The organism is Micromonospora sp. A200 (genome assembly GCF_029893845.1).
Taxonomy (GTDB): Bacteria; Actinomycetota; Actinomycetes; order Mycobacteriales; family Micromonosporaceae; genus Micromonospora; species Micromonospora purpureochromogenes.
On the sequence record NZ_JARXXY010000021.1, the window covers coordinates 83,959 to 98,751 of the forward strand.

At 75.1% G+C, this 14,793-nt stretch carries 14 protein-coding genes; 7 read left to right on the forward strand and 7 right to left on the reverse strand.

Annotated elements, in window-relative coordinates; all coding sequences use genetic code 11:
* Positions 1-49: 49 nt before the first annotated feature.
* Positions 50-3,703, forward strand: a complete 3,654-nt coding sequence (locus tag M2302_RS20980) for a discoidin domain-containing protein (protein ID WP_280839554.1) — start codon at positions 50-52, stop codon at positions 3,701-3,703.
* Between the two features lie 158 nt (positions 3,704-3,861).
* On the opposite strand, the gene M2302_RS20985 is transcribed toward M2302_RS20980, so the two are convergent.
* Positions 3,862-4,095: a hypothetical protein gene (locus tag M2302_RS20985; protein WP_280839555.1), complete on the reverse strand. Its 234-nt coding sequence runs from the start codon at positions 4,093-4,095 to the stop codon at positions 3,862-3,864.
* A 227-nt stretch (positions 4,096-4,322) separates the two neighbouring features.
* Here M2302_RS20985 and M2302_RS20990 point away from each other — a divergent pair, with 227 nt between their 5' ends.
* The gene (locus M2302_RS20990) at positions 4,323-5,411 is read left to right on the forward strand and encodes an NYN domain-containing protein (RefSeq protein WP_280839556.1); all 1,089 of its coding nucleotides are present in this window, start codon (positions 4,323-4,325) and stop codon (positions 5,409-5,411) included.
* Between the two features lie 324 nt (positions 5,412-5,735).
* Here the strand turns inward: M2302_RS20990 and M2302_RS20995 are convergent, their stop codons facing one another.
* Genes M2302_RS20995 through M2302_RS21005 form a run of 3 tightly spaced genes read right to left on the reverse strand, consistent with a single transcriptional unit; the run spans position 5,736 to position 7,479 of the window.
* A complete protein-coding gene (locus tag M2302_RS20995) occupies positions 5,736-6,401 on the reverse strand; it encodes a DUF3618 domain-containing protein (protein ID WP_280839557.1) in 666 nt (221 codons plus the stop codon).
* A 17-nt stretch (positions 6,402-6,418) separates the two neighbouring features.
* Complete coding sequence (locus M2302_RS21000; protein ID WP_280839558.1) at positions 6,419-6,829, reverse strand: phage holin family protein; 411 nt, start codon at positions 6,827-6,829, stop codon at positions 6,419-6,421.
* Positions 6,826-7,479 carry a hypothetical protein gene (locus M2302_RS21005; protein ID WP_280839559.1) on the reverse strand — a complete coding sequence of 218 codons (654 nt, stop codon included), beginning with the start codon at positions 7,477-7,479 and terminating at the stop codon, positions 6,826-6,828. Before M2302_RS21005 ends, M2302_RS21000 begins: the two co-directional genes overlap by 4 nt.
* A gap of 192 nt (positions 7,480-7,671) precedes the next feature.
* Here M2302_RS21005 and M2302_RS21010 point away from each other — a divergent pair, with 192 nt between their 5' ends.
* Positions 7,672-7,905 carry a hypothetical protein gene (locus M2302_RS21010; RefSeq protein WP_280839560.1) on the forward strand — a complete coding sequence of 78 codons (234 nt, stop codon included), beginning with the start codon at positions 7,672-7,674 and terminating at the stop codon, positions 7,903-7,905.
* 35 nt (positions 7,906-7,940) lie between these two features.
* Here the strand turns inward: M2302_RS21010 and M2302_RS21015 are convergent, their stop codons facing one another.
* Together M2302_RS21015 and M2302_RS21020 are read right to left on the reverse strand one after the other, a co-directional pair.
* Complete coding sequence (locus tag M2302_RS21015; RefSeq protein ID WP_280839561.1) at positions 7,941-8,384, reverse strand: hypothetical protein; 444 nt, start codon at positions 8,382-8,384, stop codon at positions 7,941-7,943.
* Positions 8,377-9,657, reverse strand: a complete 1,281-nt coding sequence (locus M2302_RS21020; RefSeq protein ID WP_280839588.1) for a molybdopterin-dependent oxidoreductase — start codon at positions 9,655-9,657, stop codon at positions 8,377-8,379. The genes M2302_RS21015 and M2302_RS21020 overlap by 8 nt, the downstream gene beginning before the upstream one ends.
* Positions 9,658-9,971: 314 nt before the next feature.
* Between M2302_RS21020 and M2302_RS21025 the strand changes: the two genes are divergently transcribed.
* A complete protein-coding gene (locus M2302_RS21025; RefSeq protein WP_280839562.1) occupies positions 9,972-11,033 on the forward strand; it encodes an NAD-dependent epimerase/dehydratase family protein in 1,062 nt (353 codons plus the stop codon).
* Positions 11,034-11,156: 123 nt separating this feature from the next.
* Here M2302_RS21025 and M2302_RS21030 read toward each other — a convergent pair whose 3' ends face one another.
* The gene (locus M2302_RS21030) at positions 11,157-12,557 is read right to left on the reverse strand and encodes a hypothetical protein (RefSeq protein ID WP_280839589.1); all 1,401 of its coding nucleotides are present in this window, start codon (positions 12,555-12,557) and stop codon (positions 11,157-11,159) included.
* A gap of 219 nt (positions 12,558-12,776) precedes the next feature.
* Here M2302_RS21030 and M2302_RS21035 point away from each other — a divergent pair, with 219 nt between their 5' ends.
* Genes M2302_RS21035 through M2302_RS21045 form a run of 3 tightly spaced genes read left to right on the forward strand, consistent with a single transcriptional unit; the run spans position 12,777 to position 14,757 of the window.
* On the forward strand, positions 12,777-13,451 hold the full coding sequence (locus M2302_RS21035; protein ID WP_280839563.1) for a glycosyltransferase family 2 protein: 675 nt from the start codon (positions 12,777-12,779) through the stop codon (positions 13,449-13,451).
* A complete protein-coding gene (locus M2302_RS21040) occupies positions 13,448-14,122 on the forward strand; it encodes a DUF2064 domain-containing protein (RefSeq protein ID WP_280839564.1) in 675 nt (224 codons plus the stop codon). Before M2302_RS21035 ends, M2302_RS21040 begins: the two co-directional genes overlap by 4 nt.
* On the forward strand, positions 14,119-14,757 hold the full coding sequence (locus M2302_RS21045) for a methyltransferase domain-containing protein (protein ID WP_280839565.1): 639 nt from the start codon (positions 14,119-14,121) through the stop codon (positions 14,755-14,757). Before M2302_RS21040 ends, M2302_RS21045 begins: the two co-directional genes overlap by 4 nt.
* The last annotated feature ends 36 nt before the right edge of the window (positions 14,758-14,793 follow it).

The window sequence follows — 14,793 nt, forward strand, 5'->3', positions numbered from 1 at the left end:
CCGCCCTCCGGCGGGCACCACCACCCCCGAGAGAAGGTGCAGCTCCGCCATGCCCGGAAACAGCACGAGACGACGTACCCCCGGCCGGTGGCTGACCGCCGGCCTGCTGGCCACCGCACTGCTGGTCACCGGCGGGCCCGCCGTGCCCGCCGCCGCGGCCCCGGCCGGCCCCCGCGCCGGCGCCCCCCGGGCCGCCGCGCCGGCCCCCGCCACCGCCGCGGCGCTGGCCGGGATCGCCGCCACCATGACCGCCAGCAGCGTCAACCAGGTGTACGGCCCGGCCAACGCCAACGACGGCAACCCGGACACCTACTGGGAGAGCGCCAACAACGCCTTCCCGCAGTGGATCCAGGCCGACCTCGGCGCCACCGTCACCGTGGACCGGCTGGTGCTGAAGCTGCCCCCGGCCGCCGCCTGGCAGACCCGGACCCAGACGCTGTCCGTGCAGGGCAGCACCAACGGCTCGACCTTCACCACCCTGAAGCCGTCCGCCGGCTACACCTTCGACCCGGCCACCGGCAACACGGTGACCGTCCCGCTGACCGCCACCGGCAGCCGCTACGTCCGGCTCACCTTCACCGGCAACACCGGCTGGCCCGCCGGGCAGCTCTCCGAGTTCGAGGTCTACGGCACGGCGACCGGGGACACCCAGGCGCCGACCGCCCCGACCAACCTGGCCTACACCGAACCCACCAGCGGGCAGATCAGGCTGACCTGGACCGCCGCCGGCGACAACGTCGGGGTCACCGGCTACGACGTGTACGCCAACGGCGCGCTGCGCGGCAGCGTCGCCGGCACCGTGCTCACCTTCACCGACAACCAGCCCACCAGCGCCACGGTGAGCTATCACGTGCGGGCCAGGGACGCCGCCGGCAACCAGTCGGCGAACAGCAACACGGTCACCCGCACCGGCAGCGGCACCGGCGGCAGCAACCTCGCGGTCGGCCGGCCGATCACCGCCTCGTCGCACGTGCACACCTTCGTCGCGACCAACGCCAACGACAACAACACCGCCACCTACTGGGAGAGCGCCGGCCACCCGGGCACGCTGACCGTGCAGCTCGGGGCGAACGCCAGCGTGAGCGCGGTGGTGCTGAAGCTGAACCCGGACCCGGTGTGGGGCACCCGGACGCAGACCGTGCAGGTGCTCGGCCGGGAGCAGAGCGCCACGTCGTTCACCAGCGTGGTCGGCGCGGCCGGGTACACCTTCAACCCGGCGTCCGGCAACACGGTGACCATCCCGGTCTCCGCCACCGCCGCCGACCTGCGGCTGACCTTCACCGCCAACTCCGGCGCTCCGGGCGGGCAGGTGGCCGAGTTCCAGGTGATCGGCGTGCCCGCCCCCAACCCGGACCTGACCGTCACCGCCCTGTCGGCCAGCCCGGCCAAGCCGACCGAGGCCGACCCGGTCACCCTCTCCGCCACCGTCCGCAACGCGGGCACGGTCGCGTCCACCGCCACCGCCGTCAACGTCTACCTCGGTGGGGTGCGGGTGGGCAGCGCGCCGGTCGGCGCCCTGGCCGCCGGCGCCTCGACCACCGTCACGGCGAACATCGGGGCCCGCGCGGCCGGCAGCTACCCGCTGAGCGCCAAGGTCGACGAGGCGAACGCCGTCATCGAGTCCGACGAGACGAACAACAGCTACACCAGCCCGTCGGAGCTCGTGGTGAACCCGGTGGCCAGCTCCGACCTGGTCGCCGCGTCGGTCGTCTGGACCCCGGGCAACCCGTCGGCGGGCAGCGCGGTGGCCTTCTCCGTGACGCTGCGCAACGCGGGCAGCGTCGCCTCGGCCGCCGGCACGCACGCGATCACGCTGACCCTGCTCGACCAGTCGGGCGCGGTGGTCCGCACGCTGACCGGCGCGTACTCCGGGGTGATCAACCCGGGCGCCACCACCGGCCCGGTCGCACTGGGCAGCTGGACCGCGGCGAACGGCCGGTACACCGTCCGGGTGGTGGTCGCGGCCGACGCCAACGAGCTGCCGGCGAAGCAGCAGAACAACACCAGCGAGCGGCCGCTCTTCGTCGGGCGGGGCGCGAACATGCCGTACGACATGTACGAGGCCGAGGACGGCGTGGTCGGTGGCGGCGCGGCCGTCGTCGGACCGAACCGGACCGTCGGCGACCTGGCCGGCGAGGCGTCCGGCCGGCGGGCGGTCACCCTCAACTCGACCGGCAGCTACGTCGAGTTCACCACCCGGGCCAGCACCAACACGCTGGTCACCCGCTTCTCCATCCCGGACGCCCCGGGCGGCGGCGGGATCGACGCGACGTTGAACGTCTACGTCAACGGCGCCTTCCACAAGGCCATCGACCTCACCTCCCGGCACGCGTGGTTGTACGGCAACGAGGCCAGCCCGGGCAACTCGCCGGGGGCGGGCGGACCGCGGCACATCTACGACGAGGCCAACGTCATGCTCAACGCGACCGTGCCGGCCGGCAGCCGGATCCGGCTCCAGAAGGACCCGGCCAACACCACCACGTACGCGATCGACTTCATCAACACCGAGCAGGTCGCGCCGATCGCCAACCCGGACCCGGCGCGGTACCTGGTACCGGCCGGCTTCGGTCACCAGGACGTGCAGAACGCGCTGGACGCCGCCCGGCAGAGCGCGACGGCGCTCGGGGTCTACCTGCCGCCGGGGACGTACGCGACCGCCCAGAAGTTCCAGGTGTACGGCAAGGCCGTCAAGGTGCTCGGTGCCGGCCCCTGGTACACCCGGTTCGTCGCGCCGCGCACGCAGGAGAACACCGACGTGGGCTTCCGGGCGGACGCCACCGCCAACGGCTCGACGTTCTCCGGCTTCGCCTACTTCGGCAACTACACCTCCCGCATCGACGGGCCGGGCAAGGTGTTCGACTTCGCCAACGTGGCCGACATGGTGATCGACAACATCTGGGCCGAGCACCAGGTCTGCCTCTACTGGGGCGCGAACACCGACCGCACGACGATCCGCAACTCCCGGATCCGCAACACCTTCGCCGACGGCGTGAACATGACCAACGGCAGCACCAACAACCTGGTCAGCAACAACGAGGCGCGGGCGACCGGCGACGACAGCTTCGCGCTCTTCTCGGCGATCGACGCCGGCGGCGCCGACATGAAGGACAACGTCTACGAGAACCTGACGTCGCTGCTGACCTGGCGCGCCGCCGGGGTGGCCGTGTACGGCGGGTACGGCAACACGTTCCGCAACATCTACATCGCCGACACGCTGGTCTACTCCGGCATCACGATCAGCTCGCTGGACTTCGGCTACCCGATGAACGGCTTCGGCGCCGACCCGCCCACCCGGTTCGAGAACATCTCCATCGTCCGGGCCGGCGGGCACTTCTGGGGCGCGCAGACCTTCCCGGCGATCTGGGTCTTCTCCGCCTCGAAGGTGTTCCAGGGCATCCGGGTCAGCGACGTCGACATCGTCGACCCGACCTACAGCGGCATCATGTTCCAGACCAACTACGTCGGTGGGCAGCCGCAGTACCCGGTCACCGACACCGTCTTCACCAACGTCTCGATCAGCGGCGCCCGGCGCAGCGGGGACGCCTTCGACGCCAAGTCCGGCTTCGGGATCTGGGTCAACGAGATGCCGGAGGCCGGACAGGGCCCGGCGGTCGGCTCCGCCACCTTCACCAACCTGCGGCTGAGCAACAACGACCAGGACATCCGCAACACCACGTCCACCTTCACCATCAACCGGAACTGACCGTCGGGGGAGACCCGGACGCCGTCGGCGGGCTCACCGCCGTCCGGCGGCGTCCGGTCGCCCCGGGCCGGCCGGCTCCGCGCCCCGGCCCGGCGGTCCGGCGGCGCCGCTCACCCGCGCGGCGCCGTCGCCCGGGCCACCGGGCGGGGCGGGTCCGCTCAGGACGTCGCCCGGTGCGGGACCCAGCCGAGGAAGCGGTCGCGCAGGTCGGCGGGGTTGGCCGGCAGGTCCTGGGTGGCCGAGGTCAGGCAGCTGGCGAGGTACACCCGCAGGTTGGTCGACTGCTGCCGGTACTCGTCGAGCAGGATCTGCCGGCGGCTCGGGCAGGGCCACTCGCGCCCGCAGTCGCGGCACTGCCACGACGGACTCACCGGCTCATGTGGATCGGGCATCGGTCTCCGATCTCCGTACTGCTGTGAACGATTCTCGGACATTCGGGCCGCCAATCCCACCGCCGATGAGTTCCATTCACAGGACGAGCGGCTGATGGCCGGTGACGGGCCTGGCTCGTTGCGCCCCGCCCGCGCCGGGTGGTGCGGGGCGGCCCGGACTGGCGGGGACGGTGGAATCACCGGCCGGGGGTGCGGCGAGATCGAGCCCCGGGCGTAGGCTGACCTGCGTGGATCACGAAGACCGGATCGCCCTGTTCCTCGACTACGAGAACCTCGCGCTGGGGGCGCGCGACCACCGCGGCGGCATGGCCTTCGACTTCCGCCCCATCGCCGACGCCCTCGCCGAGCGGGGCCGGGTGGTCGTGCGGCGGGCGTACGCGGACTGGTCGTACTTCGACGAGGACCGTCGGATGCTCACCCGGTCGCACGTCGAGCTGATCGAGATACCCCAGCGCATGGGCGCCTCCCGCAAGAACGCCGCCGACATCAAGATGGCGGTCGACGCGGTGGAGCTGGCCTTCGAGCGCGAGTACATCTCGACGTTCGTGATCTGCACCGGGGACAGCGACTTCACTCCGCTGGTCCACAAGCTCCGCGAGCTCAACAAGCGGGTGATCGGCGTCGGGGTGGAGAAGTCGACCTCCGCGCTGCTGCCGCCGGCCTGCGACGAGTTCCTCTACTACGACCGGCTGGAAGGGGTCGACATCCCGCCGACCCGCGCCCGGCGGGCCCGGCCGGCCCGGGTGCCCAGCCCCGAACCGCAGGTGGAGCAGGAACAGATCGAGCAGGAACCCGAGCCCCAGGCGGCGGTCGAGGAACCGGTCCGCGACGTGGAAACCCTCGCGGGGCTGGTGGCCCAGACGGTGGCCGGTCTCCAGGGCAGCTCCGGCGGCGAGGTGACCGCGTCGACGTTGAAGCGCACCCTGCTGCGCAAGGACCCGACCTTCACCGAGTCCGACTACGGGTTCCGCACCTTCGGCGAACTCCTGCGCCACCTCGCCAAGCAGAACGTCGTCGAGCTGGCGGAGGGTCCGGCCAAGGGCGACCCGGAGGTCTCCCTGCCCGAACACGGCGACCGGGAGGAGGCGTTCGGGCTGCTGCGCGCCGTGGTCCAGGACCTGGCCGGCGCCGACGGCGCGGCGGCGCTGTCCGGCCTGAAGAACCAGCTCCGGCGGGCGCGGCCCGAATTCAGCGAGAAGAAGCTCGGCTACCGCAGCTTCCTCCAGTTCTGCAAGGCGGCCGCCACCAGCGGCGTGGTCCACCTGAAGTGGAACGCCGAGGCCGACGACTACCTGCTCACCCCGCAGGCTTCCTGACCCGGCCGCCCATCGGAGGCCAGCCGCGCACCGACCGCCCCGTCGACGCCGCCGGCACGCCGGGCCGCCGGCACCGACACCGCCGCCGGCTCACCGGATCGAGGCATCCCGCCCCGATGGCCCAGCGCGAGGCCGGCGACCCCGCCGCGATGCTGGTCCTGTTCGCCCCGGGCGCGCCTGGCGAAGGCGTACTTCCGGGAGCTCGCGGAGATCGGCGCGTCGGGACGGACCCTCAGCGCCGACGAGTGGGTCGACCTGTGGGCCCGCCACGACCAGTACCGGGTGGACCCCGCCGATCGGGGCTGAGGTCGCCACCGCGCCGTCTCACCACCTGCGTGGCGCCTCCCGCGCGTCCTCGCGGATGTGCTGCGCCTCCCCGGCGCCCGTGTCGCGGACCGAGGCCACGCCCTGGGCCGCGGTGGACCTGACCTGCTCGGTCGCCTGCTGGACGGGTTCGCGCAGGTTGTCCTGCACGCCGTGCATCATGCCGCTGGCCTGCTGCTTGAACTGGTCCGAGTGTTCCATGGCCTGGTGCTTGACGCGCTCGGCCAGCTCCCGCTCCTTGCGGCTGGGCCGCAGGAGCGACGAGGCCAGCGCGCCCACGCCGAAGGCGATGATGCCCGCGGCGAGCGGATTGCCCTCGGCACGTTCCCGCGAGGCGTGGGTGAGGCCCCGCGCCCGGTCGCCGGCGGTGGCGGCGCCGTGCTGCGCCGTACCGGTCAGGTGTTGCGTGGTGTCGGACAGCCGGTGCGTGGTGGCCGAGGCCCGCTGCGTCACGCCGGACGCCTGGTGGCTGGCCATGTCCCGCGCGTGCCTGGCGTTGCCCATGATCGTGTCGACCATGCGGCTGAGCCGGCCACGGGCCCGGTTCACCGGCGCGGCCGCGATCCGACGCGGGTTGACCCTGTCGGTCAACGCGTCGACGTCACTGCTCAACTCCGCTCTGGCTGCCTCGATGTCGTACCGGATCCGGTCCGGATCGGTGGACATGACGTCTCCCTTCGGTTTCAGCGGCCTCTGACCGCGTCCGGAATCTCCTGCGCGGTCTCCTTGGTACGCGGTACGGCCTTCACCGTGCGTAGCTGCTTGCGCGCCCGGGAGGCGAGCACGGCGCCGATCACCGCCCAGATGATGGCGACGATCAACGCGGCCCAGCCCTGGTCCATGACGTTGGACAGCGCCCACCACAGGGCGTGGGACAGGAACACCAGGGTCAGCAGCGCCGCGATCGCCGCGGCGGCGAACATGGCCGCCACCATGCCGAGGCTGCGTGCCTCCTCGCGCACCTCGGCCTTGGCGAGCTCCACCTCCTTGCGCAGCAGGTAGGAGAAGTTGCGGGTGGCGTCGGCGAGCAGCTCACCGATGGAGGCCTGGGTCTTGTCCGAACCCCCGCCCGGGCCCATGGGCGATGCGCTCATGGGCCCACCTCATGGCCCATCGGACCGTGGCGGACCGGCGCGGTCATCCCCGGACTCGCCGGCACGTTCAACGGCGTCCGGGCCGCCGCCGGCGGGCCCTCGCCGGCGAACCTGCCGCCCTCACCGCCACCGCCCTGGCCGTCCTGGCCGCCGGTGAGGGCGCGGCCCAACCGTCCGGCGAGCAGCCCGGCGATCGCGGCCCCGGCGAGGAAGGCCCCGGGGTGCCGGCTGGCGTAGTCGCGTACCTCGCGCACCAGGGCGCCGGGTTCGCGCTCGTCCAGCCAACCCGCGGCCTGCTGCGCGGCGTCCGCGCCCCGGCGGACGACGTCGACGGCCATGCCGCTCTGGTCGGCGCAGTCGGCCATGGACCGCAGTTGCGTACCCAGCGTGCGCAGGCTGTCGGCGGCCCGCCGCTGCTGCTCCTCGGCCTGCGTCCGAGCCTGCGCGGAGGCCTCGCTGAGCAGGTTGCGGGCCTGCTGGCGGCCCTCCGAGGCGACCTGCCGGCCCTGTTCCATCGCCTGCTGGGCGGTGTGTCCGCCGGCCTGCGCCGTCTCCTGGCCGAAGCGGCCGGCCTCCTGCCGGATTTGTCCGACCTTGCCGCCGCGCGATCCGTCACCGGATACAGGAGGTGATTCCCGACCCGTCGTCATGCGATCTCCCTTCGTCGGGGCCCGCCCTTCGGGCAGGAACGGGAACGCCGGTTACCCGTGGCCGCCGGGTGTACACGTCCGTCCCGCTGCCGGCCCTGCGGGATGTGGGATCGGGAGCTGCCAGGCGCCAACCGAACGGGTGTAGGTGCCGATTTCACCGCCCACGCCCCGACGGATTTGGACAATGGACGCATGAGAATGACGATGTTGCAGAAGAGGCGGGCGGCGCGGATGCACCGCCGGAACTGGTGGCCGCTGGCGGCGGTCGTCCTCACCGCCGGAGCGGCCGGTGCCGCGGCGCTGCGGCGGCGCAAGGGCGCCGGTGGCGACTGGGTGGGCTCCGGCGGCGAATCCACCGCCCCGTCGCCGGAGGTCATGACCCCCGCCGGCAGCCGCATGGACAACCCGTTGTCGCCCAAGCGCTGACACCGGGCGGCCAGCCGTCCGACGGCCCCCCCGGCTCAGCGGTGTCGCCACCGGCGCAGCGCGTACAGCGCCGCGCTGGCGGCGAAGAGCGCCCCGCTGACCGCCAGCCAGCGGAGCAGCAGCGGCCGGGGGGTCAGGCCGGTCGCCGCGGTGTACGTGCCGTCGCCGAGGCCGAGAACGCCGGGCAGGTGGACGAGCAGGAGCAGCCCGGCGGCGAGCGCGGGCACCCGGACGTGGTTCAGCGCCGACGGGCCGCCCCGGCGGTCCGCTCCGGCGCGCAGCGCCCGGTCGGCCAGCGCGTAGACCGGGAACAGCAGCAGGTCGTGGGCGATCACCGCGCCGAGGAACCAGAGCAGCATCCGCACCGCGGACCCCTCCCCGGCCAGCCGCAGCACGATCCAGCCGGTCACCGCGAAGCAGCCGAGCAGGAGCAGCAGGTGCCAGGGCGCGGCGCCGTAGGCCCGCCGGAACCTAGCCATCGGCGCGCCCCTCGAAGGCGATCTCCCGGACCCATTTGGTGCAGTGCACGCCCGGCAGCGCCGGCACGATGACCCGCGCCGGATAGCCGTGGTCGGGGGAGAGGTCCACCCCGTTGACCCGCAGGGCGAGCAGCGAGTCGGGGTCGCGGACCTGGTTGGCCTGCAACCGGGCCTGGCGGAACAGGCCGGCCCGCTCCAGCGACCGGACCGACGCCGTGGCCGCCTCCGGCGCGCCGACCAGCGCGGCGAGGTCGCGCAGCCGGACCCCGGTCCAGGTCTGCGCCGTGGACCAGCCCTCCACGCAGGCGATCGGCAGGTCCGCCGTGTGCTGCGCCATCGCGAGCAGGCGGTCCCGGTCCAGCTCGACGCTGCGCCCGCCGCCGCGCACGGTCAGCCGCCAACCGGCGCCGGTGTCGGCGGGCTGGATGCCGGCCGCCGCGGCGCTGCGGTTGACCGGGAAGCCGTTCGGCCCGTCGCCGGGCTGCCGACCCCGGGGCAGCAGCAGCGCGGTGCGGCGCAGCACCCCGTCCAGGCTCTGCCCGACGGTCAGCGCGGCCAGCAGCAGGGCGCCACCGCCGGCCAGGGCCAGCACCCCGCGCCGGCTCATCGTCGCCGGGCCGGGCCGCCGGGACACCAGGCCGTCCGGGTCGGCCGGCTCCGGCCCGGTCCGCTCCACCGGGGTACGCGCGAAGCCCGGCCCGCGCAGCGCCGTGACCATCCGGGGCAGCTTGATCGCCACGTGGGTGACCAGGGCGGCGGTGAAGACCCAGGCGCCGTACCAGTGCGCGGTGTAGAAGTCGAACCCGAACAGGTACGCGTACTGGATGTTGAGCAGGCCGGTGGCCGTCTCGAAGAGGATCCCGCCGACCAGCAGCAGCAGCGACAGCCGTTCCAGCACCTGGGCCACCGAGCGGGCCGGCGGCCAGTCGAAGAGCTTCGGCACCACCGACCAGAGCTTGCCCAGCACCACCGGGACCAGCACGATCCCGAGCGTCACGTGCAGGCCCTGGGTGAGCCGGAACAGCCAGGCCGGCCGGGTGGGCCAGTCGAAGACGGGCGGGTGCAGCCAGCCCACGTCGCGGGGGAACGCCTGGCCGAGCCGGGGGCCGTAGGCGATCCAGTCCAGCAGCCCGGTGACCATCACCAGCGGCAGGGCGGCGAGCAGGACCGCCCCGAACACCGAGGTCAACCACGGGCCGCGGACCGGGCTGCGCCAGGCGTCGGCGGTGGCGTCGACGCCGGGTGGGCGGTGCCGGTCCAGCGCCCGCCACAGTCGCGCCGGGTAGGCGTACCCGTGGGGGTCGGTGGCGCCCGCGGACGTGCCGGCGGCGGCTCGCGGCCCGGACCGGTCGGCCGCCCGGCCCGGCCCGCCGCGTCCGGGCGTCGGGTCGCCGGGCGGTGGCGGCGGGTCGGCGGGCACGGAACCTCCTGCGGCGGGACTGCTCGGGCGCGGTGGCCCTCGTGCAGGACGCTAGACGGCGACCTCGCCCGTCGGCCCGCTTTGTCGCATTACCGGTCCCTTACGGAGTGCTGACGTCCGACCCGAACCGGCCCGCCGGGCCGCCGCGCTGACCTAGCGTGACGGGAATGCGGGTACTGGTCACCGGCGCGGCCGGGTTCATCGGATCGCAGGTCGCGGACCTGCTCGTCGCCGAGGGGCACCAGATCGTGTGCCTGGACGCCCTGCTGCCGCAGGCGCACGGCGGTGCGCTCCCGGAGTGGTCGCGCCGGCACGAACCGGTGATCGGCGACGTGCGGGACCCGGAACTGCTCGACGACCTGCTGGCCGGGGTGGACGCGGTGTGTCACCAGGCGGCGATGGTCGGGCACGGGCTGGATCCGTCCGACGCCCCCGACTACGCCAGCCACAACGACTACGGCACGGCGGTGCTGCTCGCCGCGATGCACCGGGCCGGCGTGACCCGGCTGGTGCTGGCCAGCTCCATGGTGGTCTACGGCGAGGGGCGCTACGGCTGCGCCCGGCACGGCGTCGTGCGGCCCGCCCCGCGCCGCGCCGCCGACCTGGCCGCCGGCCGGTACGACCCCACCTGCCCCGAGTGCGGCGGCACCCTCGCCGCCCTGCTGGTACCCGAGGACGCCCCGCTGGAGCCGCACAGCACCTACGCGGCCAGCAAGCTGGCGCAGGAGCACCTCGCCGCCGCCTGGGCCCGGCAGACCGGGGGCGGGGTGTGGGCGCTGCGCTACCACAACGTCTACGGTCCCCGGATGCCCCGCGACACCCCGTACGCCGGGGTCGCCTCGATCTTCCGCTCGGCACTGGCGGCCGGCCGGCCGGCCCGGGTCTACGAGGACGGCCGGCAGCGCCGCGACTTCGTGCACGTCACCGACGTGGCGCGGGCGAACCTGCTGGCGCTGACCGCACCCGCCCCGGACGGCCTGGTGCCGGTCAACGTCTGCTCCGGCGAGCCGCACACCGTCGGCGACCTCGCCGCCGCGCTGGCCTCCGCGATGGACGGGCCGGCCCCGGTGGTGGTCGGCGGCGCCCGCGCCGCGGACGTACGGCACGTGGTAGCTGACCCGGCCCGCGCGCGCGAACTGCTCGGCTACACCGCCCGGGTCGGCTTCCTCAACGGAGTGACCGCCTTCGCCACCGACCCACTCCGCGACCCAGCCGCCGTACCAGCCTGACCCCCCGCGCCGTCCCGCGCCGTTCCGCGCTGCGTGCACTTTCTCTGAATGAGTGGCCTCGGGCCGCGGAATGCGCCCTCTTTCTCTGAAACTGTGAGCGGGCGTCGGGGGAGGGGGTGCCGGTCAGGAGACGGTGAAGAGGAGGTGGTTGACGGCCAGGGCGGTGAGCGCCTGGGCGGCCAGCCACCAGCGGCGGGCCGGCGCGGGCAGGTGCGCGGCGGCGACCAGCAGCCAGACCGCGAACGGCAGCCAGATCCGCTCCACCTCGGCCTTGCTCATGCCGGACAGGTCGGCGCCGATCACCGCCAGCGCGGCGGCGGCCGGCAGCAGCACGGTCGGCCCGAGCAGCCGCACCCGGGACGCCAGCGCGACCGGCCCGCGGTGCGCGAGGAGGGCGCCCACCAGCCGGCCGGAGGCCCCGACCGTCGGGGCGGACGCGGGCGACTCTGCCGCACCGGCTCGCGTCGTGCCGCGCCAGCCCGCCCGGGCCGCCAGCAGCGTGCGGCGCAGCGCCGGCCCGACCACCGGCCCGGCCGAGAGCAGCAGCGCCGCCAGGTTGGCCCAGACCCAGTACCCGTACGGGCGGTCGGCCGCCCAGCCCTGGTAGTAGCGCTCGACCACCCGGTCGTACCCCTGCCACCAGTGGAAGCCGGCGAGGGTGAACGCCACGAGGACCGCGCTCACCCCGGCCGCTCCGGCGAGCAGCGCACCGCGCCGACCCGAGGGGCGCAGCGCCAGCACGGCCAGGGCCAGCGGCCCGACCAGCACGAAGCCGTACGACAGGTGCAGCGCGGAGCCGAGCAGCAGTCCGCCGGCCAGCGCGGTCGCGGGTCCGCGTACCGCCAGCAGGGCCAGGCCGGCGGCGACCACGCCGGTGAAGACGCCGTCGGCGGAGGCGCCCACCCAGACCGCCCCGGGCAGCAGCACCAGGAACGGCAGCACCGCCCGGGCCGCCTCGCCGGCACCCAGCGCCCGCAGCGCCAGCGGTACGGACACCACGATGCTCGCGCCGACCAGGACGCAGGCCAGCGCCGCCGCCGTCCCGCCGCCCAGGCCGACCCGGTCCAGGCCGACGAAGAACAGCAGCGCCCCCGGCGGGTGGCCGGCGGTGTGGGTGGACCACGAGTCCGGCTGGAAGTCGAGGATCCGGTCGGTGAAGCCGGCCAGCATCCGCCGGACGTCGGTCACCCCGGGCACCTCGTGCAGGTACTCCGCCTGTGGGGTGAGCCGCCGGGACAGCCCCGCCGACCAGCCGTCCACCAGCGCCAGGGCCAGGGTCCACGCCACCGCCGCCAGGTAGCCGGCGCCGAGCAGCGGGCCCCACCGGGCGGTCCGGGCCCAGCGCAGCCCGGGCCCGAGCACGACGCCGGCGACCAGCAGCGCCGCCGGCGTACCCCAGCCCAGGTGCGGCCGCCAGGTGGCGTAGAGCGGCGCGGCGTCGGCGTGCAGCCCCACCCCCCGGTGGTTCAGCACCGCGCCGACGGCCACCGCGGCGGCCAGCAGCGCCGCCTCGACCGCCAGCACGACGACGTCGCCCCGGTCGCGGGCCGGGGCACGGTCGGGGGCGGACGAGCGGGGGAGCGTGGCACCGGGTCTCATGTCGACCGGACGGTACGGCCTGCGCGCCGGCTCGTCAGCCGAACCACCGGTACGTCACCGGACGGTAAGAAATGCCTGGTCGGTAAGCGTTCCGTAAGGCCGAACGCGGCGCGGGCGGCCCCGGGCGGACCTAGCGTCGGCGGTATGCCGACACAGATCGACGTGGTGCTGCCGTGCCTGGACGAGGCCGCCGCCCTGCCCGGCGTGCTGACCGCGCTGCCGCCCGGCTACCGGGCGATCGTGGTGGACAACGGCTCCCGGGACGGCTCGCCCGAGGTGGCCGCCCGGTACGGCGCCCGGGTGGTGCACGAGCCCCGCCGGGGGTACGGCGCGGCCGTGCACGCCGGGATCGAGGCCGCCGAGACGGAGCTGGTCTGCGTCCTCGACGCCGACGGCTCCTTCGCCCCTCGGGAGCTGCCCGCCCTGGTCGCCCCGGTCGCCGAGGGGATCGCCGACCTGGCCGTCGGCCGCCGCCGCCCGGTCCGCGTCGGGGTGTGGCCCTGGCACGCCCGCGCCGGCACCGCGCTGGTCGCCGCGCTGCTGCGGCACCGGGGCGTTCCGCTGCGCGACCTGAGCCCGATCCGGGTGGCCCGGCGCGAGGCGCTGCTGGCTCTCGGCGTCACCGACCGGGCCTTCGGCTACCCGCTGGAGCTGCTGATCCGGGCCGCCGCGGCGGGCTGGCGCATCCACGAACTCGACGTCGCCTACGCCCCCCGTGCCGTCGGCACCCGCTCCAAGGTCTCCGGCTCGGTCCGCGGCACCCTGCGCGCCACCCGCGACTTCGCCGCCGTGCTGCGCAGCGTGGACGGTCCCCGGTGACCGTGCTGCTGGTGGTCGCCAAGGCGCCCGTGCCCGGCGCGGTGAAGACCCGGCTCTGCCCGCCCGCGACCGGCGTGCAGGCCGCCCGGGTGGCCGCCGCCGCGCTGCGGGACACCCTGGACGCCGTCCGGGAGACCCCCGGCGTGACGCCGGTGCTGGCGTTGGCCGGGCTCCTCGCCGACGCCGAGGACGCCGCCGCGCTGACCGCCGCCGTCGCCGGCTGGCCGGTCCTGCCGCAGCGGGGCGCGGACTTCGCCGCCCGGCTCGTGCACGCCCACGCCGACGTCGCCGACGCCTTCCCGGGCCGTCCGGTGCTCCAGATCGGCATGGACACCCCGCAGCTGACCCCGGCGCGGCTGGCCGCCGCCGTACGCCGGCTGGCCGACGCCGACGCGGTGCTGGGGCGGGCCGCCGACGGCGGCTGGTGGGCGCTGGGGCTGCGCGACCCCCGGCAGGCGGTGGCGCTGCGCGCGGTACCGATGTCGACCCCGGACACCGGCCGGTCGACCTGGTCGGCGCTGGCCGAGCGGGGGCTGCGTACCGTGCCGCTGCCGGTGCTGCGGGACGTGGACGACTGGTCGGACGCCCGGGCGGTGGCCGCCGCGGTCCCGGGTGGCCGGTTCGCCCGGCAGGTCGCCGCGGTACGCCGGGCGATGGTGGTGCGGGCGTGACCGCGCCGGCCGTGGACGGCTTCGCCGCCGCCCTGCGTGACCGGGGCGTGGACGCGCACTGGCTGGTGCCCGCCGACGGGCTGCGCCGCCGGCTGCCGGTGGACCGCTGGCACCGCCCGGCCGACCCGGCGGACACGGCGGTGCTCGCCCGCTGCGCCGGCCCCACCCTGGACCTGGGCTGCGGACCGGGCCGGGTGACCCTGGCCCTGACCCGGTCCGGGCTGACCACCCTCGGGGTGGACGTGTCGGCCCGGGCGGTGGCGCTGACCCGGGCCCGGGGTGCGGTGGCCGTGCAGGCCGACCTGTTCGGCCCGCTGCCGGCGGAGGGACGCTGGGCGCACGCGGTGCTGCTGGACGGCAACATCGGCATCGGCGGCGACCCGGCGGCGCTGCTGCGCCGGTGCCGGGCGCTGCTGCGGCCGGCCGGCACGGTGCTGGTGGAGCTGGAGCCGCCCGGGTCCGGCGCCTGGCAGGGGCAGGTCCACGTGCTGACCGGTCGGCGTCCGGGGCCGAGCTTCCGCTGGGCCTGGCTGGACACCGGCGCGGTGGCGGGCCCGGCGGCGGCGGCCGGGCTGGCGGTCGGCGAGGTGTTCCGGGCCGGCCGCCGCTGGTTCGCCGAGCTGACCCGCCCCTGACCGGCCGCGCCGTCCCGCCGGTCCGGGCGGGTGAGT

Excerpts from the sequence above, each read along its gene's own strand:
- M2302_RS20980 (WP_280839554.1), top strand. The coding sequence starts at position 50 with ATGCCCGGAAACAGCACGAGACGACGTACCCCCGGCCGGTGGCTGACC.
- M2302_RS20985 (WP_280839555.1), bottom strand. The coding sequence starts at position 4,095 with ATGCCCGATCCACATGAGCCGGTGAGTCCGTCGTGGCAGTGCCGCGAC.
- M2302_RS20995 (WP_280839557.1), bottom strand. The coding sequence starts at position 6,401 with ATGTCCACCGATCCGGACCGGATCCGGTACGACATCGAGGCAGCCAGA.
- M2302_RS21000 (WP_280839558.1), bottom strand. The coding sequence starts at position 6,829 with ATGAGCGCATCGCCCATGGGCCCGGGCGGGGGTTCGGACAAGACCCAG.
- M2302_RS21005 (WP_280839559.1), bottom strand. The coding sequence starts at position 7,479 with ATGACGACGGGTCGGGAATCACCTCCTGTATCCGGTGACGGATCGCGC.
- M2302_RS21010 (WP_280839560.1), top strand. The coding sequence starts at position 7,672 with ATGAGAATGACGATGTTGCAGAAGAGGCGGGCGGCGCGGATGCACCGC.
- M2302_RS21015 (WP_280839561.1), bottom strand. The coding sequence starts at position 8,384 with ATGGCTAGGTTCCGGCGGGCCTACGGCGCCGCGCCCTGGCACCTGCTG.
- M2302_RS21025 (WP_280839562.1), top strand. The coding sequence starts at position 9,972 with ATGCGGGTACTGGTCACCGGCGCGGCCGGGTTCATCGGATCGCAGGTC.
- M2302_RS21035 (WP_280839563.1), top strand. The coding sequence starts at position 12,777 with ATGCCGACACAGATCGACGTGGTGCTGCCGTGCCTGGACGAGGCCGCC.